Consider the following 23,718-nt stretch of genomic DNA (forward strand, 5'->3'; position numbering starts at 1 on the left):
GGCCGCCGCGAGCAGCGCGGCGGGCGGCAGCTTCACGCGCAGCAGGCGCCGCGCCGCGGCGGCGAAGCCGGTTTCGGCCGGCCGCATCGTCCGGATCGGTTGCATTGCATGCCTCATTGCGTCAGGTCGATCTCGTAGGTCGCGAGGTTCTTGCCGGAGCCGTCGTCGGCCGCGACCTGCGTGATGCCGGTCAGGCCGGCCGCGGTGGCGTCCGCGACGCGGTTCGGCGCCGATGCGAACCGCACGTGCGCGACCGAGCTCGCGAGCTTCGTGAAGCGCCAGCTGCGATGCGAGCCGTCGGTCGCGCGCGCGATCGTGCCGCGCTGCTTGATGTAGGCGATCAGCACGTCGCGGTTCGCGTCCGGCGACGCGAAGATCGTCTTGCTGCCATCGAGGCCCGGAAAGTTGCCGCCGCCGCTCGCGCGGTAGTTGTTCGTCGCGACGATGAACTCGGCGTTCGGATCGATCGACGCGCCCTTGTACGTCAGGTTCCGGATCCGGCTGCCGACCGGCTGCGTGACGTCGATCTCGTACTTGAGGTCCGTCGACGTGAACATGTCGAAGTTGTAGCCGGGGAAGCTGCCGACGAGCGGCTGCACGGTCGCCTTGGTCGGATCGATCGTGTTGAAGCGCTTCGCGGCCGTCTCGAGCCAGTTCTTCACGTCGGCGCCGTTCACCTTCACCGCATACACGGTGTTCGGATACAGGTAGAGGTCGGCCGCGTTGTTGATCGCGAGCGCGCCCGGCGCGACGTCCGTGTAGTCGCTGCCGCCGCCGAAGCCGCTCTTGAACGGCGCGCTGACCGACAGCACCGGCAGCGACGCGTATTGCGGCAGGTTCGCCTGCACGTAGCGCGCGACGTAGTCGGCCTGCGCGTCGTTGACGATCTGGATTGCGCCCGGATCGCCGACGTCCGCGAAATACGTGTTCATCCGGTAGTCGGTCGAGCCGATCGGCGTCTTCACGTAGTCGATGGTCGCCTGATGTTCGGCGGCGATCGCGGCCGCTACCGACGGATCGGCGGCGACGTAGCTCTTGTCCGCGTTCTGGATCGGGCGTGCCTCGACGGTCGTCTGCGACTTGTCGACGGTCCACGTCTTGCCGTCGAACTTCAGGCCGAGCTTGATCACGCCGAGGTGCTTGCCCCAGTAGTTCGCCATCACAGTCGGCACGCCGTTGACGGTGCCCTTGACCTTGTCGACGCCGGGCAGATTGAACTGCGGGACCGTGCTCGTTGCATCCGGGAACACCTGGTGCGAATGGCCGATCAGCATCGCGTCGATGCCGGGCACGGTCGACAGCCACCAGCTGCCGTTTTCCATCGTCGGCGAATAGGCGGAATTGTCGAGGCCGCCGTGCGAGATCGCGACGATCAGCTCGGCGCCCTTCGCGCGCATCTCGGGGATGTACTTCTGAGCGGCTTCCTTCAGCCCCGTGGTGTAGACCTTGCCGTCGAGCCAGCGCTTGTCCCAGTTCATGATCGCCGGCGGCGTGAAGCCGATGATGCCGACCTTCACCGGCGCGCTGACGGTCTTGCCGTCGGGCGTGGTCGCCGTCAGCGTGCGCGTGAGGATCGTGTACGGCGCGAACAGCGGCTCGCCGGTCTTCGCGCTGATCACGTTCGCGAGCACCTGCGGGAAGTTCGGCCCCGCGCACTTCTTCTGCTGCGCGGGGGCGGGCAGCCCGTCGACGTCGAACGTGCTGCCGGTCACCTGCGACAGATACGGCAGTCCGTAGTTGAATTCGTGATTGCCGATTCCGCCGCCGTCGAATTTGGCCGCGTTCATCACCTTGTAGATCGCCAGCGTCTGATCGCAGCCGATCGGCTTCACGAGCGCCTGATAGTCGGACAGCGCGGTACCCTGGATCGTGTCGCCGTTGTCGAGCAGCAGCGTGTTCGGATACTGCGCGCGCGCCTGCGCGATCAGCGTCGACACGCGCTCGAAGCCGAGCGAGTTGTCGGCGGCGAGCTTGAAGTAGTCGTACGACAGCACGTTGGTGTGCAGATCGGTCGTCTCGAGCACGGCCAGCGTCGCGGTCGTGCCGGCCGGCGCCTGCGCCGGCTGCTGCGACGCGGGCGGCGACGTGACGTCGTCGCCGCCGCATGCGGCGAGGGTGAACGCGACGCTCGCGAGCGCGGCGGCGGCCGGCACGCGACGGCGGGGAAGCGCGGGGAATCGCATCGAATGTCCTGTTGGGTGTTTTATCGTGACGAGGTGCGCAACGAGATGGCGGCGCGGGTGCCGACGGCCTGAGGTGCGGCGCGTGAGAGTATCGAAAGCGAACGTGACGGCAGAATGAAAGGCGCCGTCGAATCGGCGCTCGAATCGGTGCCGCCGCCGCCGGCGCCGTGCCGGAGCGCATTGCGCCGCGATGCGGCGGCCTCGGCCCGGCATCCCGCCCGCGCCGCCGCCGGCAATCCGGGCGCGCGTCGGCGCGCGGAAATCCTCACGTCGCGGCGCCGGACGGTTCGCTACAATGGCCGCTGTCATTCATTTGCAAACAAACCGCCCTTGGACTTCGAGACCCCTCCCGGCCTGTCGGTCGACGCCGGCGGCCAGGGCCAGACCGTGCGCCTGACCGGCCAGTGGACCGCGCTCGCCCTCGCCCGCAATCGCGGTGCGGTGGTGCGCCGCGCCGAGAGCGTCGCCACAGGCAGCGTGAGCGAATGGGACTTGTCCGGCATCGGGCGGCTCGACCACGTCGGCGGCCAGGCGCTGTGGCGCGTATGGGGCCGCAAGCTGCCGCCGGGCATCGCACTCACGGCCACGCAACGCACGATCTTCGAGCGCATCGAGCGGCTCGACAGCCAGCGCGAGGCGCCCGAGCGCGTCGTGCGTGTCGGGCCTATCACGCGGCTCGGGCTGATGCTGTTCGCGTTCGCCGAGCATCTGCACGGCGGCATCGCGATGTTCGGCCGCGTGATCCTCGACGCACTGTCGGTGCTGCGCCGCCCGCAGACGATGCCGTGGAAGGAAACGTCCGCGAACATCTACAGCGCGGGCGCGCAGGCGCTGCCGATCACGGCGCTCGTCGCGTTCCTGATCGGCATCGTGCTCAGCTATCTGTCCGCGCAGCAACTGCAGATGTTCGGCGCGAACCGCTACATCGTGAACATCCTCGGCCTCGCGGTGATTCGCGAGCTCGGCCCGGTGCTGTCGGCGATTCTCGTCGCGGGCCGCTCGGGCTCGGCGATTACCGCGCAGATCGGCGTGATGCGCGTGACCGAGGAGCTCGACGCGATGCGCGTGATGGGCATTCCGCACGGGCTGCGGCTGATCCTGCCGCGCGTGCTCGCGCTCGGTGTCGCGATGCCGCTGCTCGTGATGTGGACCAACATCGTCGCGCTGACGGGCGGCGCGCTCGCCGCGAAGATGGTGCTCGGCATCGACGTGAACTACTTCGTGCGTTCGCTGCCGGGTGTCGTGCCGATCGCGAACCTGTACATCGGTCTCGGCAAGGGCGTCGTGTTCGGGATGCTGATCGCGCTCGTCGCATGCCATTTCGGCTTCCGGATCAAGGCGAACTCGCAGAGCCTCGGCGAAGGCACGACGACCTCCGTGGTCACGTCGATCACGGTCGTGATCCTCGCGGACGCGGTGTTCGCGATCCTGTTCCAGAACGTGGGGCTCGGATGAGCGTATCGAACGAACCGGCTTCGCCTTCCGCCGTGGCCGACGCGCACGACGATCGCGTGATCGAGGTGCGCAACCTGACCAAGCGCTACGGGCGCAACATCGTTCACCAGAAGCTCGATTTCGACGTGCGGCGCGGCGAGATCGTGTCGATCGTCGGCGGCTCGGGCTCCGGCAAGACGACGCTCGTGCGGCAGATCCTCGGCCTCGAGCGGCCGACGTCGGGCACGATCAAGGTGTTCGGCCAGGACACGTCGACCATCGACGCGGCGAGCGCGCGGCTGATGCGCACGCGTTCCGGCATGCTGTTTCAGCACGGCGCGCTGTTCTCGTCGATGACGGTGTTCGACAACGTCGCGCAGCCGCTGCGCGAGCTCGGCCGCGTGCCGCCGGACCTGCTGCACGACATCGTGATGCTCAAGCTCGAGATGGTCGGGCTGCCGTGCAAGCACGCATCGAAGATGCCGGCGGCGCTGTCGGGCGGGATGGTGAAGCGCGTCGGCATCGCGCGCGCGATCGCGCTCGAGCCCGAGCTGCTGTTTCTCGACGAGCCGACCGCGGGCCTCGATCCGCAGGCATCCGACGAATTCGTCGAGCTGATCGCGACGCTGCACCGCACGCTCGGGCTGACCGTCGTGATGGTCACGCACGATCTCGACACGATGGTCGCGCTGTCGACGCGCGTCGCGGTGCTGGCCGATCGCAAGGTGCTGGTCGCCGCGCCGGTCGAGGAGGCCGCCAACGTCGATCATCCGTTCATCCACGAGTATTTCCTGGGGCTGCGCGGACGCCGCGCGCTGCAGGCCTTGCCGCCCGAGCGGCGCGCGAAGCTGCCGAAGGCGGCCCTCGAACCGGCGCTGTCGAGCGTCGAGCTGTAAAGGAACCCGCGAATGGAAAACAAATCACATGCGTTCTGGGCCGGCCTGTTCACGATCCTGCTGACGCTCGCGATCGTGGGGGCCGTGTTCTGGTTCAACGTCGACCGTACGGTACGCGTGCCGTACGACCTGATCGCGCGCACCAACGTCACGGGGCTGTTCCCGGACGCCGCCGTGCGCTTTCGCGGCCTCGACGTCGGCAAGGTGCAGTCGATCGGCTTCGACCGCTCGCATCCGGGGCAGATCCGGATCCGGATTCTCGTCGATCACGACGCGCCGATCACGCAGTCGACGTACGGCAGCCTTGGTTTTCAGGGCGTGACGGGCATCGCGTTCGTGCAGCTCGAGGACACGGGCCGCGATCTGTCGCCGCTGCCGTCGTCGCCGAAAGCGATCGCGCAGATCCCGATGCGCCCGAGCCTGTTCGACCAGCTCCAGTCGCGCGGCGACGTGCTGCTGCGGCAACTCGAGCTCGCCGCCAAAAGCGTGAACGAGCTGATGTCGCCGGAGATGCGTGAGCAGCTGCGCGCCACCGCCGAGAGCCTGCAGCACGCGGCCGACGGCGTGACGACGCTGTCGAAGCAGCTCGGCCCGGCCGTGACCGCGCTGCCAGGCACGATGACCGAGGTGAACCGGACGATGGCGTCGGCGAACCGGCTGCTGCAGCCGAACGGGCCGCTCGTCGCGAATCTGAACAAGGCCGGCACGGCCGCCGAGCAGGTCGGCACCGCGCTGAACGACCTGAACGCGCGCGTGCAGTACGACACGCTGCCGCGCTTCAATGCGCTCGCGGGCGGCGTCGGCGATGCGTCGCGGCAATTGAAGGACGTCGCCGGTGAACTCGGCCGCAATCCGAGCAGTCTGCTGTTCGGTTCGCCCGGCCCCGCACCGGGCCCCGGCGAATCGGGCTTCGTGTGGCCCGGCGCGGCCGCCGGCCATTGACGCGCGGCCGTGCCGCGCTTTGCAACCGACCATTCGATTGATGCAGGAATACGCCATGTCCCGACTCCTTGATCGCGCGCTGCGCCCGGCCGCGACCGCGCTCGCGGTGCTGACGCTCGTGCTCGCCGCCGGCTGCGCGGCCGACCGCGCGGCACTGTCGAACATCCGCTACGACCTCGGGCCGGCCACGCCGGTCGGCACGGTCGGCAGCGGTCCCGCGCTGAAGGTGCTCGACGTGTCGGCGCCCGAAGCGTTCGACTCGGACAAGTTCGTCTATCGCCTTGCGTACGCGGATGCGCAGCGCATGGCCGTCTATCGCGACAGCCGCTGGATCGCGCCGCCGGCGCAACTGCTCACGCAGCGGCTGCGCGGCGCGCTGTCCGCGCGCGGCGCGGTGCTCGAGGGTTCGGACGGCGTGCGCGCGCCGACGCTGAAGGTCGACCTGAGCGAGTTCGAGCAGGTGTTCGACGGACAGTCGCAGAGCCACGGCGCCGTCACCGCGCGCGCGACGCTGATGCAGGACGGCAAGGTGCTCGGCCAGCGCACCTTCGTCGCGCGCGCGCCGTCGAGCACGCCCGATGCCGCGGGCGGCGCGCGAGCGCTCGCCGCCGCGAGCGACGAGCTCGTGTCGCAGATCGCCGCATGGGTCGGCGTGCAGGCCTACGCGGGCACGCCATGACGTGCGACGCGCGGCGGCGATGAACGCGCCCGGCACGCATCGCGCGTCGTCGCTCGCGCGGCAGGCGTTTGCCGCGTATGCGGCGCTCGTCGTCTACGCGTCGCTGTACCCGTTCGAAGGCTGGGTGTCGTTCGGCATCGGTCCGTTCGACTATCTGTTCGCGCCGATGCAGCGCTACGTGACCGCCTTCGACGTGGTCACCAACGTGCTCGGCTACATGCCGTTCGGCGCACTCGCGGTGCTCGCGCTGCATCCACGGCATCGCGGCATCGCCGCGACGCTGATCGCGGGCGCGCTCGGCGTGCTGCTGTCGGGCGCGATGGAAGCGCTGCAAACCTATCTGCCGACGCGTGTCGCGTCGAATCTCGATCTCGGCGCCAATGCGCTCGGCGCGCTGCTGGGCGCGGCGCTCGTCGCGCCGGCTACGGGCGCGCTGCTCGACCGCGGCGCGCTGCGGCGGCTGCGCACCGCATGGTTCGAGGCCGACGGCGCGACGCCGCTGCTGCTCGCCGCGGTGTGGCCGTTCGCGATCCTGTTTCCGTCGCCGTTCCTGTTCGGTATCGGCGACTGGCCGGCCGCGCTGTGGGCGCGTGCGGATGCGTCGATGCAGGACGCGCTGCTCGCGTGGCTGCCCGCCGCGTGGCACGTCGGCGAATGGCCGGAGCGCGTCGACGGCTGGCTGTCCGACTCCGCGTGGGAGGCCGTGATCGGCGCGCTGATGCTGTTCGCCGCACTCGCCGTCGCATCGCTCGCGATGCGGGCGCAGGCGCCGCGGATCCGGCTGCTGGCCGCCTTCCTCGGCGCGGCGCTCGTGCTGAAGGCGGCGGCGACGTTCATGCAGTCGGCGACGGGGCTCGTCGTCGTCTGGGCGACGCCCGGCGCGCGGCTCGGCATCGAACTCGGCTTCGCGGCGGCGCTCGTCGCGCTGCGCGTGCCGGCGACGTGGCGCGCGGCGCTCGCAGCCGTCGCGCTGCTCGCGGGCATTGCGCTCGTCAATCTGCTGCCCGTCAATCCGTTCTTCGATTTCACGCTGTCCGGCTGGCGGCAGGGGCGCTACGTGCACTTCAACAGCCTCGCGCGCTGGCTCGCGTGGATCTGGCCGTACGCGGCGCTGATCTGGCTCGGGCAGCGCGTCGAGCGCGCGTGGCTGCCGGCCTTCGCGCGCCGGTGACGGGCGGCGGGGCGGGCAGCTTTCGCCGGTGACGGGCGGCGCGGCGGGCAGCCGGCAGGCAGCGGCGCGCGCCGCTCGTTATAATCGTCCGCACCGTCCGAGCGCCGCGCAACGGCGTTCCGCCCACCATCCGTCCGGCATCGCCGGGCCGCTCGTCGTCATCACCATGGATTCCTACTACCAGCACCACGTCTTCTTCTGCCTGAATCAGCGCGAGCCCGGCGCCGACCGCCCGAGCTGCGCGCAATGCGACGCGCAGACGATGCAGGAATACGCGAAAAAGCGCGTGAAGGAACTGGGCCTCGCCGGCGCCGGCAAGGTCCGCATCAACAAGGCCGGCTGCCTCGACCGCTGCGAGGAAGGGCCGGTGATGGTCGTGTATCCGGAAGGCACGTGGTACACGTACGTCGACAAGGCCGACATCGACGAGATCGTCGAGTCGCATCTGCGCGACGGAAAGATCGTCGAGCGCCTGAAGATCTGAGCGGGCCGGCGTCATGAACGTACATACGCAGAAATCGCTGATTGCCGGCCCGGTCGGGCAGATCGAAATCGCGGTCGACATGCCCGACGCGGTGCGCGAAGGCAGCGCCGCGCCGCGCGGGATCGCGCTCGTCGCGCACCCGCATCCGCTGTTCGGCGGCACGATGGACAACAAGGTCGCGCAGACGCTCGCGCGCACGCTCGTGCAGCTCGACTATGTGGTCTACCGGTCGAACTTCCGCGGCGTCGGCGCGACCGAAGGCGTGCACGACAACGGCATCGGCGAGGCCGACGATCTGCTCGCGGTGGTCGCGCACATGCGCGCGCAGCCCGCGTATGCGGACCTGCCGCTCGTGCTCGCGGGCTTTTCGTTCGGCACCTTCGTGCTGTCGCATGTCGCGAAGCGGCTGCGCGACGCGGGCGAGGCGATCGAGCGGATGGTATTCGTCGGCACGGCCGCGAGCCGCTGGCAAGTGGCCGACGTGCCGGAGAACACGCTCGTCATTCACGGCGAACTCGACGACACGGTGCCGATCGCGTCCGTGTACGACTGGGCGCGCCCGCAGGAACTGCCGGTCGTCGTGATTCCGGGCGCCGAGCATTTCTTCCATCGCAAGCTGCATGTGCTGAAGCGCATCGTCATCGATGCGTGGCGGTAGACGGTATAGCGGCCTGCATTCGAAACCGCGCCGTGCTTCGAGCGACATCGTGTCGCGCTCGAAGGCACGGCAGCCGAGCGAAGCGACGTGCTCGAGGCGGCGATTTCATTCCTTTTCCGATCGCTGTTCCATCTTTGTCGTGCCGTCCGTCACGCTCCATCTTCCGCTGCCGCCGTCCTGACGGGACAAGCTTCTGGCCGCGCGTGTGCGCCTATAAAAACCTGTACGCGCATTCATGGCGGCTTACTCGCGGGTCGGTCGAGTCGCATTGCAAATGGCATCTCCACCGAGTTGTCGCGCGATGCGGCCGCACGATGCCTGCCGGCCGCATGCACGGCCTTTCATCCTCCGCTTCGCGAAAACGCGTTTCGCGGCCACGTATAATGGCCGCATTTCGCGTCGCCCGCGGCCCGGCTGGGCCCATGCGGCGCTCGTTTCGCTGCCTGTCCGTCCGCTCGCGACGGCCGCGAACCGAACGCGTCCGCACGAGTCCAACCGGCGCGTTTCGCGTCGTCCGAGGTATCGGGCGAGTGCCCCGAAACGCCTGCCGCCTTGCCGTTCAACCGTGCGCGTTTCGCGCCGCACTTTCTGCCATCAGCCTGAATCGATCATGCGTCTGTCTTCCCAAGGCCTCAAGTCCCTCGCTTCCTCCATCGCCTTCGGCACCGCCGCGCGCAACGTCGCGCTCGGCGTGATGCTGCCTGTCGCGCTCGCGTCGACGATCGTCGTCGCCGAGGCGAAGCCGGCCGCCAAGGCCAAGGCCGCGCATGCGGCGCCGGCCGCCGCCGAGCAGTCGACCGGCGCACCGGCGACTTTCATGCCGGGCGCAGTGCCGCCGCCGGGCGTGAACGCGCGCTCGTGGGTGCTCGTCGATGCGACGAGCAACACGGTGCTCGCCTCGGGCAATGCGGACGAGCGTGTGGAGCCGGCGTCGTTGACGAAGCTGATGACCGCATACCTCGTGTTCGAAGCGCTCGACAAGAAGAAGATCTCGATGGAGCAGATCGTCACGCCGAGCGAGGCCGTGCGCCGTGTCGGCCGCGACGAGTCGCGGATGTTCATCGAGGCGAACAAGCCGGTGTCGGTGCACGACCTCGTGTACGGGATGATCATCCAGTCGGGCAACGACGCGGCGATCGCGCTGGCCGAACTGGTCGGCGGCAGCGAAGCGCAGTTCGTCACGATGATGAACGACGAGGCGCAGCGCCTCGGCATGAAAGGCACGCACTTCGCCGACGTGAACGGCATGCCCGACCCGAACCACTACACGACGGCCGGCGACCTCGCGAAGCTGTCCGCGCACCTGATCCGCGATTTTCCGCAGTACTACGGCATCTTCTCGGAGAAGGAATTCAAGTACAACAACATCCGCCAGGGCAACCGCAACCGTCTGCTGTGGCTCGATCCGACCGTCGACGGCCTGAAGACCGGCCACACGCAGGCAGCCGGCTTCTGCCTGATCTCGTCGGCGAAGCGCCCGATTCCGGGCGCTTCGGACGCACAGCGCCGTCTGGTCGCCGTGATGATGGGCGAGCCGAAGGAGAGCGACCGCACGCAGGACAGCATGAAGATGCTGAACTACGGCTATAGCGCGTTCGACGCGGTGCGCCTGTTCAAGGGCAGCCAGGCGATCTCGACGCCGCGCCTCTACAAGGGCAAGGAGAACACCGTGCAGGTCGGCGTCGCGAGCGACCAGTGGGTGACCGTGCCGCGCGGCCTCGGCGACAAGGTCAAGCCGGAAGTCGACGTCAATGCGCCGCTGATCGCGCCGCTCGCGCAAGGGCAGCAGGTCGGCACCGTGAAGGTCGTCGCCGACGGCAAGACGCTGTCCGAATTCCCGGTCGTCGCGCTGCAGGCCGTGCCGGAAGCGGGTATCTTCGGCCGTATCTGGGACTCGATCCTGCTGATGTTCAGCAAGAAGAAGTAACGCGCGGCGGGTCTTTCTTTCGACGACTTCATCCCCATCTGGTATAGCCATGAGCCCAACCGAATTCGAACCGATCGTCTATCTGAGCGTAGCGTCTCAAGAAGAAATGGTGCCGCTGTCGCAAGCACGCGTGCCGGTGCTCGATCGCGGATTCATCTTCGGCGACGGGGTGTATGAAGTCGTCCCCGTCTATGCGCACGACGGCGCGCACGTGCCGTTCCGGATCGCACAGCATCTGGAGCGGCTCGAGCGCAGCCTGAAGAAGATCGGCATCGACAACCCGCACGACGCGGCGGGCTGGCGCGCGCTGATCGAGCGCCTCGTCGACGCGAATGCGCAGGCGCTCGGCGATAGCCACGCGCTCGTGTACCTGCAAGTGACGCGCGGCGTCGCGAAGCGCGGCCATGCGTTCCCGGCGAACGCGGTGCCGACCGTATTCGCGATGACGAGCCCGCTGCGGCTGCCGTCTGCGGAGGAGCGCGCGAAGGGTGTGCGCTGCGTGACGGCCGAAGATCGGCGCTGGCTGCATTGCGACATCAAGTCGACGTCGCTGCTCGGCAACGTGCTGATGGCACAGCATGCGGCCGAGCGCGACGCGTTCGAAACGGTGCAGCTGCGCGACGGCAACCTGACCGAAGGATCGTCGTCGAACGTCTGGGTCGTGAAGAACGGCGAGCTGTATGCGCCGCCGCGCAGCAACAAGATCCTCGAGGGGATCCGCTATGCGCTGCTCGAGGAGCTCGCCGACGAATGCGGCATCCGCTTCATCGCGCGCGAGATCAGCGAAAGCGAGCTGCGCGCCGCGGACGAAATCCTGATTACATCGGCGACGAAGGAAGTGCTGCCGGTGACGTCGCTCGACGATCTGCCCGTACAGGGCGGCAAGCCGGGCCCGGTATTCGCGGCGTTGTACGACGCGTACCAGCGCGCGAAAGCGCGCGAGTTTGAACAGTTTGACCTTTCCCGGAGGAAGTGATGAGCGAACCGACCAAAACCGTCGAGGTGACCGGCGCGATCGAAACGCCGAAGGAGTCGCTGCTGGAGTTCCCGTGCGACTTCCCGATCAAGATCATGGGCAAGGCGCACCCCGAGTTCAAGGACACGATCTTCAAGGTCGTGAGCGTTCACGACAACGAGATCGACCTCGAGAAGATCGAGGAGCGCGCGTCGAGCGGCGGCAACTATACGGGGCTGACCGTCACGGTGCGTGCGACGAGCCAGGAACAGCTCGACAACATCTACCGCGCGCTGACCGGCCATCCGATGGTCAAGGTCGTGCTGTAACGGCCGATGCCGCGTGCGTTTCGTCCTCCGTTCCGCCGGTGCCGGCGGAACGGGCGGCAATCCCCTTCCACCCGCCTTCTCGCGCACACTCCTGCGGACACTTGCCGGCCGCACGCCGCGCATCGAGTTCGTCGCAGAGCAGCTTGAACTGCGCGACTTCCTGAAGAATCCACGTCCTGAATGCCTGCACGCGCGGCGTACCGAGCAGCGGCGGCGGGCACACGAAGAAGTAGTGCCACGGACTCGGCCCGTCGATGTCGAACAGCCGCACGAGCCGGCCGTCGAGCAGATCGTGCAGCGCGAGCGAGCGGCGCACGAGCGCGATGCCCTGACCCTCGATTGCGGCCTGCAGCAGATTCGACGAGTCCTGATAGAGAATGCCGCGCTTCGGTTCGGTCAGCGTATCGAGGCCCGCCGCGTCGAACCACGGGCGCCACAGCTCGTCGTCGGAGCGCAGCAGGTTGTAATGGACGAGATCGGCGGGCGTCTGTGGCAGCTTGCCGCCGTTCAGCGTCGGCGCGCACGCCGGAAAGAACGCCTCGTCGAGCAGCGGCTCGACATACAGCCCCGGATAACTGCCGAAGCCGAAGCGGATCGCGAGATCGACGTCGTCGCGTGCGAAGTCGGTCAGCGCATTCGTGGACTGCAACTCGACGTCGATTTCCGGATGGCGTTCGATGAACGTGCCGATCCGCGGCGTGACGAAGCGCGCGGCGAACGACGACAGCATCGACACGACGAGCCGGCGATCGCGGTCGCTCGCGCGCACCTGGCGCGTCGCGTCGGCGAGCATCATCAGCGCGGTGCGGACCTGCTGCGCGTAGCGCATCCCGGCGTCGGTCAGGCACAGGCGCTTGCCGTTGCGCGTGAACAGCTTCACGCCGAGCTCGTCTTCGAGCGCGCGCACCTGATGGCTGACCGCGCCGTGCGTGACGAACAGTTCGTCGGCGGCGCGCGAGAAATTCTCGTGCCGGGCAGCGGCTTCGAACGCGCGAATCGCGTTCAGCGCGGGCAGCTGGCGCAGGTCCATTTGCTAATTTTCCTCACATCGACGTGAAAATTGGTCGTTTGGTCGGACGTGTCGCAATGACTACGATTGTAGCCATCGAAGCGTTTTTTGGCGGAGTCGATCATGCAAGAAATTTCCACAAGCGTCACGTTCGAGATTCCCCCCGGCGAAACGGTGCCGATGAAGGTGCAGCGCAGCACGCGGCTGACGGTCCAGTGCGGGCCGGTGTGGGCGACGCGCAGCAACGATGTCGACGACTACTTCCTCGTCGACGGCGAGACGCTGCGGCTGCGTCGCGGCGAGCGGCTGTGGCTCAGCGCGGAAGGCGGGCAGAGCGCGTGCGTCGCGTTTTCGGTGTCGCGGCCCGCGAAGGACGTCGCGCTCAGCGGACTCGCACGGCTGCGCGAACGCGTGAGCGCGCTGTTTCACGACGGCTGGCGAACCGTCTGACGCGCGCTTTCCTCGGACGGATCGCCGCGATCCGTCCCTTTCCGCGGCCGGCGAGACCCATGGGTTTTCGGTAAACTACCGCCCATGTCCGTTTCGCCGGTTGCCATTGTGTCCACGCCCGTCGCCGCTCCCGAATCGTCCGCCGCCATCGCGGTCCCGCCGGTCGTCGTGCGCTGGCGCGGCGTCGAGCCGTACGAGACGAGCTTCGACGCGATGCGCGCATTCACCGACGCGCGCACGGCCGACACCGTCGACGAGATCTGGATCGTCGAACATCCGCCCGTCTACACGCTCGGCCAGGCCGGCGATCCGGCCCATCTGCTGGTGGCCGATAGCGGCATTCCGCTCGTGAAGGTCGACCGCGGCGGGCAAATCACCTATCACGGCCCCGGCCAGATCGTCGCCTACCTGCTGCTCGACTTGCGCCGGCGCAAGCTGATGGTGCGCAGCTTGGTGACGAAGATCGAGGAGGCCGTGATCGAAACCCTCGCGGCGTATAATCTCGCTTCGGTCCGCAAGGCGGGCGCGCCGGGGATCTACGTGGCATCCGGCGTGCACGAGGGCGCGAAGGTTGCCGCCCTCGGCCTGAAGATCCGCAACGGCTGCAGCTATCACGGGCTGAGCCTGAACGTGAAGATGGATCTGCGCCCGTTTCTCGCGATCAATCCGTGCGGCTATGCCGGACTGGAAACCGTCGATATGGCGAGCCTCGAGGTTGCCGCCGACTGGAACGACGTGGCCCGCACGCTGGTGCGGCGTCTGATCGCCAACCTCGACGGCGAATCCGCGGCCGCCGACACGCCGCACGCACTGGAACATTCGAATGACTGACGTTACCGCTTCTCCCGCACCGGCCGATTCGGCCGCGACCCCTGCGTACGACCCGACCGCCAAGCAGAAGGCGCAGGCGAAGACGGCGCGCATTCCGATCAAGGTCGTGCCGATCGAGAAGCTGAAGAAGCCCGAGTGGATCCGCGTGAAGGCGGCCACCGGCAGCTCGCGCTTCAACGAGATCAAGACGATCCTGCGCGAGCACAACCTGCACACCGTGTGCGAGGAAGCGAGCTGCCCGAACATCGGCGAATGCTTCGGCAAGGGCACGGCGACGTTCATGATCATGGGCGACAAGTGCACGCGCCGCTGCCCGTTCTGCGACGTCGGCCACGGCCGTCCCGATCCGCTCGACGCCGACGAACCGAAGAACCTTGCGCGCACGATCGCCGCGCTGAAGCTGAAGTACGTGGTGATCACGAGCGTCGACCGCGACGACCTGCGCGACGGCGGCGCGGCCCACTTCGTCGAATGCATTCGCGAAGTGCGCGAGCAGTCGCCGGAAACGCGCATCGAAATCCTGACGCCGGACTTCCGCGGCCGCCTCGACCGTGCGCTGTCGATCCTGAACGCGGCGCCGCCCGACGTGATGAACCACAACCTCGAAACGGTGCCGCGCCTGTACAAGGAAGCGCGCCCCGGTTCGGACTATGCGCATTCGCTGAAGCTGCTGAAGGACTTCAAGGCGCTGCATCCGGACGTCGCGACGAAGTCGGGCCTGATGGTTGGCCTCGGCGAGACCGAAGAGGAAATTCTGCAGGTGATGCGCGACCTGCGCGCGCACGACGTCGACATGCTGACGATCGGTCAGTATCTGCAGCCGTCCGAGCATCATCTGCCGGTGCGCGCATACGTGCATCCGGACACGTTCAAGATGTACGAGGAAGAGGCGTACAAGATGGGCTTCACGCACGCGGCCGTCGGCGCGATGGTGCGCTCGAGCTATCACGCCGATCTGCAGGCGCACGGGGCGGGGGTGGTTTGAGCGTCCGCGCTGCCTGTTCTGCATGAAGTCGTGCAACCGAAAAAGCCCGCAGCGATGCGGGCTTTTTCATTGGTGCGGCCGCCAAGCGCGTATTCGCACGACAATCGCCACTCGACCGGACGCGCGATCCAATTCAGCGTGAAAAGCAAAGCTGAAACGCCGTCGATAGCTTCGCAGGATAAGTTCGCTCCCGCCGCGCGCAAACCTCCTATAGTCGGCTCTCCGCCGCAACACCCGCATTCCGAAGGAGAGCCGCATGTCCCGTTTCAGCTTCGTCCGCCGCGCCGTCGTCGCGCTGACCGCCTTCGCCGCGCTCGGCGCGGCACACGCCGAATCGCGCGAAGTCGTGATCGCGTATCAGGACATGGTCGTGCCGTGGCGCTATGCGCAGGCGAGCGGTGAAGTCGAAAAGGCGACCGGCTACAAAGTCACGTTCCGCAAGCTCGACAGCGGCGCCGACGTGATCCGCGCGCTCGCGTCGGGCTCGGTGCAACTCGGCGAGGCAGGTTCGAGCCCGATCGCGGCCGGCTTGTCGCAGGGGCTCGACATCTCGCTGTTCTGGGTGCTCGACAACATCAACGACGCGGAGGCGCTCGTCGCGCGCAACGGCTCCGGCGTGACCAGCATCGCGGCGCTCAAGGGCAAGAAGATCGGCGTGCCGTTCGTGTCGACGTCGCACTTCCACACGCTCGTCGCGCTGCAGGCCGCGGGCGTCAATCCGAACGACGTGAAGATCGTCAACCTGCGTCCGCCCGAAGTCGCGGCCGCATGGACGCGCGGCGACATCGATGCGACCTACATCTGGGATCCGGTGCTCGCGAAGGTCAAGCAGTCGGGCACGGTGCTGACGACGTCGGGCCAGGTCGCGAAGGAAAGCGGCAAGGCGACCTTCGACGGCTTCGTCGTGAACCGCAAGTTCGCGCGCGAGAACCCGGAGTTCGTCACGCGCTTCGTCAAGGTGCTCGCCGCGGCCGACGCCGACTACCGCGCGCATACGGCCGCATGGAAGGTCGGCTCGCCGCAGGTCGCGGCCGTCGCGAAGGTGTCGGGCGCGAATGCGCAGGACGTGCCGGCGAGCCTCGCGCTGTACGCGTTCCCGACGCCGGCCGAGCAGGCATCGTCGACCTGGCTCGGCGGCGGCGCGCAATCGGGCGCCGCGAAATCGCTCGCGGCCACGGCCGCATTCCTGAAATCGCAAGGCACGATCCAGACGGTGCTGTCCGACTATTCGGTCGGCGTCGATCCGCAGTTCGTGCAGAAGGCCGCGCGCTGAGCGCGGCGATCCCCACGCGGAGCCTTCGATCATGAGCACGCTGGAAGTCCGTCAGGTATCGGTCGCCTATCCGGGCGAGCGCGGGCGGCCGACGACGCAGGCGCTCGCGCGCGTCGACCTGCGCATCGATGCCGGTGAATTCGTCGTCGCGCTCGGCGCGTCCGGGTGCGGGAAGACGACGCTGCTGAACTGCATGGCCGGCTTCGTCGCGCCGACGACGGGCGAGGTGTGCGTCGACGGCGTGCCGATCGAGGGGCCCGGCGCCGATCGCGGCGTCGTGTTCCAGAAATACGCGCTGTTGCCGTGGCTCGACGTGCTCGGCAACGTTGCGCTCGGGCTGCGCTTCGCGCGCGTGTCGAAGACCGAGCGCGAGGCACGTGCGCGCGACATGCTCGCGCTCGTCGGGCTCGAGCACCACGCGCATGCGCGTGTCTACGAACTGTCGGGCGGGATGCAGCAGCGCGTCGGCATCGCGCGTGCGCTCGCGAGCGATCCGCGCGTGCTGCTGATGGACGAGCCGATGGGCGCGCTCGATGCACTGACGCGCGGCACGATGCAGGCGCTCGTGCTCGACGTGTGGGCGCGCACCGGCAAGACGGTGTTCTTCATCACGCACGACGTCGAGGAGGCGCTGTTCCTCGCGACGCGCCTCGTCGTGATGACGCCCGGTCCCGGCCGGATCGCGGAAACCTTCGAGCTGCCGTTCGCGCGCCGCTATGTCGAATCGCGCGATGCGCGCGCGGTGAAGTCGTCGCCGGAATTCATCGCATGGCGTGAGCGCCTGATCGCCTATCTGCATCGCGACGAAACGCTCGGCGAGGTCGCGTGATGGGCGAGCTCGCACGGCACGGCGTGTCGGTCGGGCGTCGCCGGATCAGCACTTTGCACAGGCAGGACAGCATGAGCACACAGGATTCGTGGGCGGCCGATCGAACGGCCGCGCACTTCAAGCAGGATGACGGCGCGGCGCAACGCCACGAGGCATCACGTCGTCCGGCGCGCACATCGCACCGCTATCGGCTGCCGGGGCACGGCAACACGGCCGTGCTCAGCGCGGCGACGATCGCGGCGCTCGCCGTGCTCTGGTGGGTCGCGACGCATCGGCAGTGGCTGCCGCCGTTGTTCCTGCCTGCGCCCGAAGCGGTCTGGACTGCGTTCGTCGACGCATGGCACGGTCGCATCCAGGGCGGGCTGCCGCTGTCGGAGCATCTGCTATGGAGCGCCGCGCGCGTATTCGGGGCGTTCTTGCTCGCGACCGCGATCGGCGTGCCGGCCGGCATCCTGATGGGCGTAAGCCGCATCGCGCGCGGCGTGCTCGATCCGCTGCTCGAGTTCTACCGGCCGCTGCCGCCGCTCGCGTATCTACCGCTCGTCGTGATCTGGTTCGGCATCGACGAGACCGCGAAGCTCGTCGTGATCTTCCTCGCCTGCTTCGCGCCGATCGCGATGGCGGCGCGCGCCGGCGTGCGCGCGGCGACCGTCGAGCAGATCAATGCGGCGTATTCGCTCGGCGGCAGTTTCGCGCAGATCGTGCGCCACGTCGTGCTGCCGGCCGCGCTGCCGGAGATTCTCACGGGGCTGCGGATCGCGATCGGCTTCGGCTGGACGACGCTCGTCGCGGCCGAGATGGTCGCGGCGACGGCCGGGCTCGGGCAGATGGTGTTGAACGCGTCGAGCTTTCTGCGCACCGACATCGTCGTGATGGGCATCCTGATCATCGGCGCGATCGCGTGGCTGTTCGATCTCGCGATGCGCTGGGTCGAGCGGCGCGTGGTGCCGTGGAAGGGGCGGGCGTAAGCGTCGCCGCTGCGCGGCCGCTCACTCGCCCATCGCAACGCCTTCCCGCCGCGGATCGGCGCCGCCGAACCACACCGTTTGCCCCTGCACGTTGAGCCGCTGAATGCCCTGCAGCCCCGAGTTCATCTGGACGATCTGCACGTCGTGCCCGCGGCCTTTGAGCCCTTCGACGAGCGCGTCCGACACGCGGCCGCGTTCGAGCTGCGTCGGCCCGTTCATCGAGCCGAAATTCGGCAGTGCGATCGCCTGCTGCATCGTCATCCCCCAGTCGAGCACGCCGACCAGCGCCTTCGCGACGTGATTGATGATCGCGGGGCCGCCGGCCGAGCCGACGATCAGCGTCACCTGCTTCGTCTTCTTGTCGAACACGAGTTCGGGCGACATCGCCGAGCGCGGCCGCTTGCCGGGCTGCACGCGATTCGCAACCGGCCGGCCGTTCTCGGTCGACACGAACGAGAAGTCGGTGAGCTGGTTGTTGAGCAGGAAGCCGCGCACCATCAGCCGCGAGCCGAATGCATCTTCGATGCTCGTCGTCATCGATAGCGCGTGACCGTAGCGGTCGACGATCGCGATGTCGGACGTCGACGGCAGTTCCGGGCTGCGGTCGTCGGCCATCGCGAGCGTCGCGCCCTGCGGCGTGCCGGCCTGCGCGACGCCCATGCTGTTGTCGCCGATCAACTGCGCGCGCTGGGCGAGATAGGACTTGTCGATCAGACTCGCCCAGTTGCCGCCCGGCAGCGGCACGAAGTCGGGATCGGCGACATAGCGCGCGCGATCCGCATACGCGAGCCGCCCGGCTTCGCTGAACACGTGCGCGGCGAACGGCGTCGGCTCGTAGCCGACCTCGTTGCGCACCGGCTTCTGCGCGCCGATCTGCTGCCAGTCGGGCATCGCCTCGAGGATGCCGAGCATCTGCGCGATCGCGAGGCCGCCCGACGACGGCGGCGGCATCCCGCAGACGATCGAGCGCCGGTAGTCGGCGCACAGCGGCGCGCGCACCTTCGCCTTGTAGCGCGCGAGATCCTGCATCGACAGCAGCCCGGGATTGGTCGGGTGCTTGCGCACCTTCGCGACGATGTCGCGCGCGATCGCGCCGGTATAGAACGCGTTCGCGCCGCGATCGGCGACCTGCCGCAGCACGACCGCGAGCGCCGGGTTCTTCAGCACGGTGCCGGCCGCCTTCGGCGTGCCGTCCTTGTTGTAGAAGTACGCGCGCGCGGCCGGATCGTTCGCGAGATAGCGATCGTTCGCGATCAGCGTCGCGAGCCGCGGGCTGATCGTGAAGCCATGCTCGGCGAGCCGGATCGCCGGCTGGAACAGCCGCCGCCACGGCAGCTTGCCGTTCGCGCGATGCGCCGCCTCGAGCATGCGCAGCACGCCGGGCGTGCCGACCGAGCGCCCGCCGACGACGCCTTCGTAGAAGCTCATCGGCTGGCCGGTCGGGCCGTAGAACAGGCGGTCGGTCGCGGCGGCCGGCGCCGTTTCGCGGCCGTCGTACGCCTGCGTCGTCTTGCCGTCGAAGTACAGCATGAACGCGCCGCCGCCGATGCCGGACGACTGCGGCTCGACGAGCGCGAGCACCATCTGCGTCGCGATCGCCGCATCGACCGCAGTGCCGCCGGCCTTCAGCATCTCGTAGCCGGCCTGCGTCGCGAGCGGATTCGCGGCCGCGATCATGTAGTGCTGCGCGGTCCAGCCCGGCTTGTCGGTCCAGCCGGTCGCGAGTTCGGGCGCATGCATGCCGGGCAGCGGCGCGGCGGCGCCGGAGGCCGCAACGGGCACGACCGCGGCGGGCGGCGCGGCAGGCGACGTGCAGGCGGCATTGAACGCGACGAGCGCGATGGCGGCGATCAGCGTCCACGGACGCGAAGACGGACGAAGCCGGTCGAACATGGAACCCTCTGCAGCAATGAAGTCGAAGGAGGCGGCGGGCGCGCTATTGTCGCCGCGCGGCGCGCCGATTGTCATCCGTCAGGAACCCTGACGCAGCGCGTCGGGCCCGCGCCGGCCGGTCTTTCCGGCCTGTTCGAGGATGAACTCTATGAAGGTCGAGGTCGCGCGCGTGTGATGACGGTTCGGCATGTAGAGCATGTACATGTGCGTGCCGAAGATGCTGAGCCGATATGCGTCGAGCGACGTGACGATGGCGCCGCGCCGCATGTCGTCCTGCACGACGTAGTCGGGCACGATGCCGACGCCGATGCCGGCGAGGATCGCCTGCCGCAGGAACAGGAAGTTCTCCGATACCAGCGTCGGCTCGAGCAGCACCTCGTGACGTTCGTCGCCGAGATACGCGGCAATGCGCAACTGCCGGCCCATCACCGTCGCGGTGACGACCGGGCCGGCCGACAGCGCGTCGAGGCTCGCCGGCATCCCGTGCTCGGCCGCGAACGCGGCCGACGCGCAGGCGACGTAGCGCACCGCCCCCATGTCGCGCGCGACGAGATTCGGCGGCGGCTCGGGCATCACGCGCACCGCGATGTCGATCTCGTCGCGCATCAGATCCTCGACGCGGTTCTCGAACACGACGTCGAGCACGATGCCCGGATGCAGCCGCTTGAACGCGAGCAGCCAGTCGGCCATCACCATCTGCCCGTAGCCGCTCGGTACCGACAACCGCACGCGGCCCTGCAGGTCCTGCCCGAGCGTCGTCACCGATTCCTGCGCGGCGAGCAGTTCGTTGCGGATGCGCCGGCCGTGCTCGTACAGCTTCAGCCCGATCTCGGTCGGCTCGATGCGTCGCGTCGTGCGCCGTACGAGCTGCTGACCGATCGAGCGCTCGAGCTGGTTCAGCCGATAGCTGACGTTCGCGCGGCTCATCTTCAGCCGCTGCGCGGCCTTGCTCAGATTGCCGGCGTCGAGGATCTCGACGAGCAGCGTCAGCGCGTTCAGGTCCATCCGGGCGTCTCCGTACCGGCTCGCACACGGGCCGGCAAACGTTCAATGTCAAGTCGGACTTGACAGCTTGTAAAAGCTCGCTGGAATTGTCAATGAATCTCGATCAATCGAGAATCGAGTCATGCCCCCGGCATGCCGCCGGATCTGTCCCGCCATCGCGTGATGCGCGGGATCGGAGCGGGCGTCCCGGCCCGGCCGCGCGCCGGCCGCCGCGACGCCGGCCGCCGCATCAAGGAGACACGATGAACTCGCCCGCTTTTTCCGCCCCGTCCAACGGCACCGTCACGCGCGAACGGCGCGACAAGGTGCTCGTCGTCACGATCGATCATCCACCCGTCAACGCGCTGTCGGCCGACGTGCGCCGCGGCCTCGCGGACGCGCTCGACGCCGCGCAGGCCGACGACGCGATCCGCGCCGTGCTGATCGTCGGCGCCGGCCGCAACTTCATCGCCGGCGCGGACATCCGCGAATTCGGCAAGCCGCCGGTGCCGCCGTCGCTGCCCGACGTGTGCGCACGCATCGAGTCGAGCGCGAAGCCCGTCGTCGTCGCGCTGCACGGCGCGACGCTCGGCGGCGGCCTCGAAGTCGCGCTCGCCGCGCATTACCGGCTCGCGGTGCCCGGCGCGAAGCTCGGGCTGCCCGAAGTCACGCTCGGGCTGCTGCCGGGCGCCGGCGGCACGCAGCGCACGCCGCGGCTGATCGGCGCGAAGGCGGCGCTCGACCTGATGCTGACAGGCCGCCACGCGAGCGCTGAGGAAGCGCTCGCGCTCGGCCTCGTCGATCGCCTCGCGCACAGCGACGACACGCTTGCCGAAGGGCTTGCCTACGCGCAGGAGCTGGTGTCGCTCGGCGCGCCGGCCCGGCGTACGCGCGACGCGCAGGCGCTGGCGGATCGCGCGGCCGCGCAGGCCGCGATCGACGCCGCTCGTGCCGAGCTGCCGAAGAAGTCGCGCGGGCTGTTCTCGCCGGCGAAGATCGTCGACGCGGTCGAAGCCGCGCTGGCGCAGCCGTTCGACGCGGGAATGAAACTCGAGCGCAGCCTGTTCCTGCAATGCATCGACAGCCCGCAGCGCGCGGGCCTCGTACACGCGTTCTTCGCCGAACGCGAAGCCGCGAAGGTGCCGGAGGCGCGCCGCGGCACCGCGCGGCCGATCGAGCGGATCGGCGTGGTCGGCGGCGGCACGATGGGGGCGGGGATCGCGATCGCGGCGCTCGACGCCGGGCTGCCGGTCACGATGATCGAGCGCGACGAAGCCGCGCTCGCACGCGGCCGCGCGCACGTCGAGAAGGTCTACGACGCGCTCGTCGCGAAGGGGCGGATGACGCCCGCCGCGCAGGCCGCACGCATCGCGCGGCTCAAGGGCAGCACGTCGTACGACGCGCTCGCGCAGGTCGACGTCGTGATCGAAGCCGTGTTCGAGGACATGGCCGTGAAGCAGGCCGTGTTCGCGGAGCTCGCACGCGTGTGCAAGCCGGGCGCGGTGCTCGCGACCAACACGTCGTATCTCGACATCGACGCGCTCGCAGCCAGCATCGATCGTCCGGCCGACGTGATCGGCCTGCATTTCTTCTCGCCGGCCAACGTGATGAAGCTGCTCGAAATCGTCGTGCCGGCCCGCGCGAGCGCGGACGTCGTCGCGACCGCGTTCGCGCTCGCGCGCCAGCTGAAGAAGATGCCGGTGCGCGCGGGCGTCTGCGACGGTTTCATCGGCAACCGGATTCTCGCCGTGTATCGCACGGCGGCCGACTACCTGATGGAAGACGGCGCGTCGCCGTACCAGATCGATCGCGCGGTGCGCGAATTCGGCTTTCCGATGGGGCCGTTCCAGGTCGTCGACCTCGCCGGCGGCGACATCGGCTGGGCGACGCGCAAGCGCCGCGCGGCGACGCGCGACCCGCGTGCACGCTACGTCGAGATTTCAGACCGGCTCTGCGAGCGCGGCTGGTTCGGCCAGAAGACCGGCCGCGGCTACTACCTGTATCCGGACGGCGCACGCGTCGGCACGCCGGATCCGGAAGTCGAAGCGATCGTCGAGCAGGAACGCGCGAAGAAGGGCATCGTGCCGCGCGCATTCACCGACGACGAGATTCTGCGCCGCTATCTCGCCGCGATGATCAACGAAGGCGCGAACGTCGTGCACGAGAAGATCGCGCTGCGGCCGCTCGACGTCGACGCGGTATTCCTGCACGGCTACGGCTTTCCGCGCTATCGCGGCGGCCCGATGCACTACGCGGACACGGTGGGTCTCGCGAACGTGCTCGCCGACATCCGCGCGTTCGCCGAAGAAGATCCGCTGTTCTGGAAGCCGTCGCCGCTGCTCGTCGAGCTCGTCGAGCGCGGCGCCAATTTCGCGAGCCTGAACCGCATCGACTGAATGCTTTCGAACGCGTCCGTACCCGGACGCCCACACCCCTCGGATTGGACACCGACTCACGATGGACCTCAATTTCACGCCTGAAGAGGAAGCGTTCCGCGCGGACGTGCAGCGCTTCCTGCGAACCGAGCTGCCCGAGCGCACCGCGCACAAGGTCAAGCACGGCCTGCCGCTGACGCGCGACGACATGCAGGAATGGCACGCGATCCTGAACGCGCGCGGCTGGCTCGCGAGCCACTGGCCGCGCGAATACGGCGGCCCCGGCTGGAGCGTCGCGCAGAAGTTCCTGTTCGACAACGAATGCGCGCTGGCCGGCGCGCCGCGCATCGTGCCGTTCGGCGTCAACATGCTGGGGCCCGTGCTGATCAAGTACGGCAGCGAAGCGCAGAAGCGCCACTGGCTGCCGCGCATTCTCGACGGCACCGACTGGTGGTGCCAGGGC

The 23,718-nt window shown here is 68.5% G+C and carries 22 protein-coding genes and 1 pseudogene; 18 read left to right on the forward strand and 5 right to left on the reverse strand.

Annotated features, from left to right (window positions below):
* Positions 1 to 105: pseudogene (locus tag HMPREF3115_RS33045) on the reverse strand (sel1 repeat family protein); the annotation flags it as partial.
* A gap of 8 nt (positions 106 to 113) precedes the next feature.
* Positions 114 to 2,183: a bifunctional 2',3'-cyclic-nucleotide 2'-phosphodiesterase/3'-nucleotidase gene (locus tag HMPREF3115_RS07260; protein WP_070553912.1), complete on the reverse strand. Its 2,070-nt coding sequence runs from the start codon at positions 2,181 to 2,183 to the stop codon at positions 114 to 116.
* Between the two features lie 330 nt (positions 2,184 to 2,513).
* Here HMPREF3115_RS07260 and HMPREF3115_RS07265 point away from each other — a divergent pair, with 330 nt between their 5' ends.
* From HMPREF3115_RS07265 to HMPREF3115_RS07310, 10 genes are all read left to right on the forward strand, one after another.
* The gene (locus HMPREF3115_RS07265) at positions 2,514 to 3,638 is read left to right on the forward strand and encodes an MlaE family ABC transporter permease (protein ID WP_035488944.1); all 1,125 of its coding nucleotides are present in this window, start codon (positions 2,514 to 2,516) and stop codon (positions 3,636 to 3,638) included.
* On the forward strand, positions 3,635 to 4,513 hold the full coding sequence (locus HMPREF3115_RS07270; protein ID WP_006408950.1) for an ABC transporter ATP-binding protein: 879 nt from the start codon (positions 3,635 to 3,637) through the stop codon (positions 4,511 to 4,513). Before HMPREF3115_RS07265 ends, HMPREF3115_RS07270 begins: the two co-directional genes overlap by 4 nt.
* A 12-nt stretch (positions 4,514 to 4,525) precedes the next feature.
* On the forward strand, positions 4,526 to 5,455 hold the full coding sequence (locus tag HMPREF3115_RS07275; protein ID WP_070553914.1) for an MlaD family protein: 930 nt from the start codon (positions 4,526 to 4,528) through the stop codon (positions 5,453 to 5,455).
* A 55-nt stretch (positions 5,456 to 5,510) separates the two neighbouring features.
* Positions 5,511 to 6,134, forward strand: a complete 624-nt coding sequence (locus HMPREF3115_RS07280) for an ABC-type transport auxiliary lipoprotein family protein (RefSeq protein ID WP_006407074.1) — start codon at positions 5,511 to 5,513, stop codon at positions 6,132 to 6,134.
* Between the two features lie 19 nt (positions 6,135 to 6,153).
* Positions 6,154 to 7,305 (forward strand): VanZ family protein, encoded by a 1,152-nt coding sequence (locus HMPREF3115_RS07285; protein ID WP_035488830.1) that lies wholly within the window; start codon positions 6,154 to 6,156, stop codon positions 7,303 to 7,305.
* 166 nt (positions 7,306 to 7,471) lie between these two features.
* Entirely contained in the window at positions 7,472 to 7,789 is a 318-nt protein-coding gene (locus tag HMPREF3115_RS07290; protein ID WP_006407072.1) for a (2Fe-2S) ferredoxin domain-containing protein, read from the forward strand.
* A 13-nt stretch (positions 7,790 to 7,802) separates the two neighbouring features.
* Complete coding sequence (locus tag HMPREF3115_RS07295; protein WP_006411007.1) at positions 7,803 to 8,447, forward strand: alpha/beta hydrolase; 645 nt, start codon at positions 7,803 to 7,805, stop codon at positions 8,445 to 8,447.
* Between the two features lie 610 nt (positions 8,448 to 9,057).
* Entirely contained in the window at positions 9,058 to 10,374 is a 1,317-nt protein-coding gene (locus HMPREF3115_RS07300) for a D-alanyl-D-alanine carboxypeptidase family protein (protein WP_070553916.1), read from the forward strand.
* Positions 10,375 to 10,423: 49 nt separating this feature from the next.
* Complete coding sequence (locus tag HMPREF3115_RS07305; protein ID WP_006407068.1) at positions 10,424 to 11,350, forward strand: D-amino acid aminotransferase; 927 nt, start codon at positions 10,424 to 10,426, stop codon at positions 11,348 to 11,350.
* On the forward strand, positions 11,350 to 11,658 hold the full coding sequence (locus HMPREF3115_RS07310) for an HP0495 family protein (protein ID WP_006398148.1): 309 nt from the start codon (positions 11,350 to 11,352) through the stop codon (positions 11,656 to 11,658). Before HMPREF3115_RS07305 ends, HMPREF3115_RS07310 begins: the two co-directional genes overlap by 1 nt.
* Here the strand turns inward: HMPREF3115_RS07310 and HMPREF3115_RS07315 are convergent.
* The gene (locus tag HMPREF3115_RS07315; protein ID WP_006407067.1) at positions 11,642 to 12,688 is read right to left on the reverse strand and encodes a transcriptional regulator GcvA; all 1,047 of its coding nucleotides are present in this window, start codon (positions 12,686 to 12,688) and stop codon (positions 11,642 to 11,644) included. The genes HMPREF3115_RS07310 and HMPREF3115_RS07315 overlap by 17 nt on opposite strands.
* Before the next feature lie 102 nt (positions 12,689 to 12,790).
* On the opposite strand from HMPREF3115_RS07315, the gene HMPREF3115_RS07320 reads away from it, so the two are divergent.
* From HMPREF3115_RS07320 to HMPREF3115_RS07345, 6 genes are all read left to right on the forward strand, one after another.
* The gene (locus HMPREF3115_RS07320) at positions 12,791 to 13,117 is read left to right on the forward strand and encodes a DUF2917 domain-containing protein (protein WP_070553928.1); all 327 of its coding nucleotides are present in this window, start codon (positions 12,791 to 12,793) and stop codon (positions 13,115 to 13,117) included.
* A gap of 84 nt (positions 13,118 to 13,201) precedes the next feature.
* Entirely contained in the window at positions 13,202 to 13,948 is a 747-nt protein-coding gene (lipB, locus tag HMPREF3115_RS07325; RefSeq protein WP_006411008.1) for a lipoyl(octanoyl) transferase LipB, read from the forward strand.
* Positions 13,941 to 14,933, forward strand: coding sequence for a lipoyl synthase (gene lipA / locus HMPREF3115_RS07330; protein ID WP_006407064.1), 993 nt, complete (start codon positions 13,941 to 13,943; stop codon positions 14,931 to 14,933). The genes lipB and lipA overlap by 8 nt, the downstream gene beginning before the upstream one ends.
* Before the next feature lie 256 nt (positions 14,934 to 15,189).
* A complete protein-coding gene (tauA, locus tag HMPREF3115_RS07335; protein ID WP_006412685.1) occupies positions 15,190 to 16,206 on the forward strand; it encodes a taurine ABC transporter substrate-binding protein in 1,017 nt (338 codons plus the stop codon).
* Between the two features lie 31 nt (positions 16,207 to 16,237).
* Positions 16,238 to 17,035: a taurine ABC transporter ATP-binding protein gene (locus tag HMPREF3115_RS07340; RefSeq protein ID WP_070553918.1), complete on the forward strand. Its 798-nt coding sequence runs from the start codon at positions 16,238 to 16,240 to the stop codon at positions 17,033 to 17,035.
* Complete coding sequence (locus HMPREF3115_RS07345) at positions 17,035 to 18,003, forward strand: ABC transporter permease subunit (RefSeq protein WP_070553920.1); 969 nt, start codon at positions 17,035 to 17,037, stop codon at positions 18,001 to 18,003. The genes HMPREF3115_RS07340 and HMPREF3115_RS07345 overlap by 1 nt, the downstream gene beginning before the upstream one ends.
* A 21-nt stretch (positions 18,004 to 18,024) precedes the next feature.
* On the opposite strand, the gene ggt is transcribed toward HMPREF3115_RS07345, so the two are convergent.
* Both ggt and HMPREF3115_RS07355 read right to left on the reverse strand, forming a co-directional pair.
* A complete protein-coding gene (ggt, locus tag HMPREF3115_RS07350; protein ID WP_053296794.1) occupies positions 18,025 to 19,896 on the reverse strand; it encodes a gamma-glutamyltransferase in 1,872 nt (623 codons plus the stop codon).
* 78 nt (positions 19,897 to 19,974) lie between these two features.
* Positions 19,975 to 20,901: a LysR family transcriptional regulator gene (locus HMPREF3115_RS07355; protein ID WP_006407059.1), complete on the reverse strand. Its 927-nt coding sequence runs from the start codon at positions 20,899 to 20,901 to the stop codon at positions 19,975 to 19,977.
* A gap of 242 nt (positions 20,902 to 21,143) precedes the next feature.
* On the opposite strand from HMPREF3115_RS07355, the gene HMPREF3115_RS07360 reads away from it, so the two are divergent.
* Entirely contained in the window at positions 21,144 to 23,276 is a 2,133-nt protein-coding gene (locus HMPREF3115_RS07360) for a 3-hydroxyacyl-CoA dehydrogenase NAD-binding domain-containing protein (RefSeq protein ID WP_006411006.1), read from the forward strand.
* Positions 23,277 to 23,337: 61 nt separating this feature from the next.
* Positions 23,338 to 23,718 (forward strand): acyl-CoA dehydrogenase family protein (locus tag HMPREF3115_RS32245; protein WP_256276099.1); only part of this gene is annotated, 381 nt, incomplete at its 3' end.

Source organism: Burkholderia sp. HMSC10F09 (genome assembly GCF_001806955.1).
GTDB lineage: Bacteria > Pseudomonadota > Gammaproteobacteria > Burkholderiales > Burkholderiaceae > Burkholderia > Burkholderia multivorans.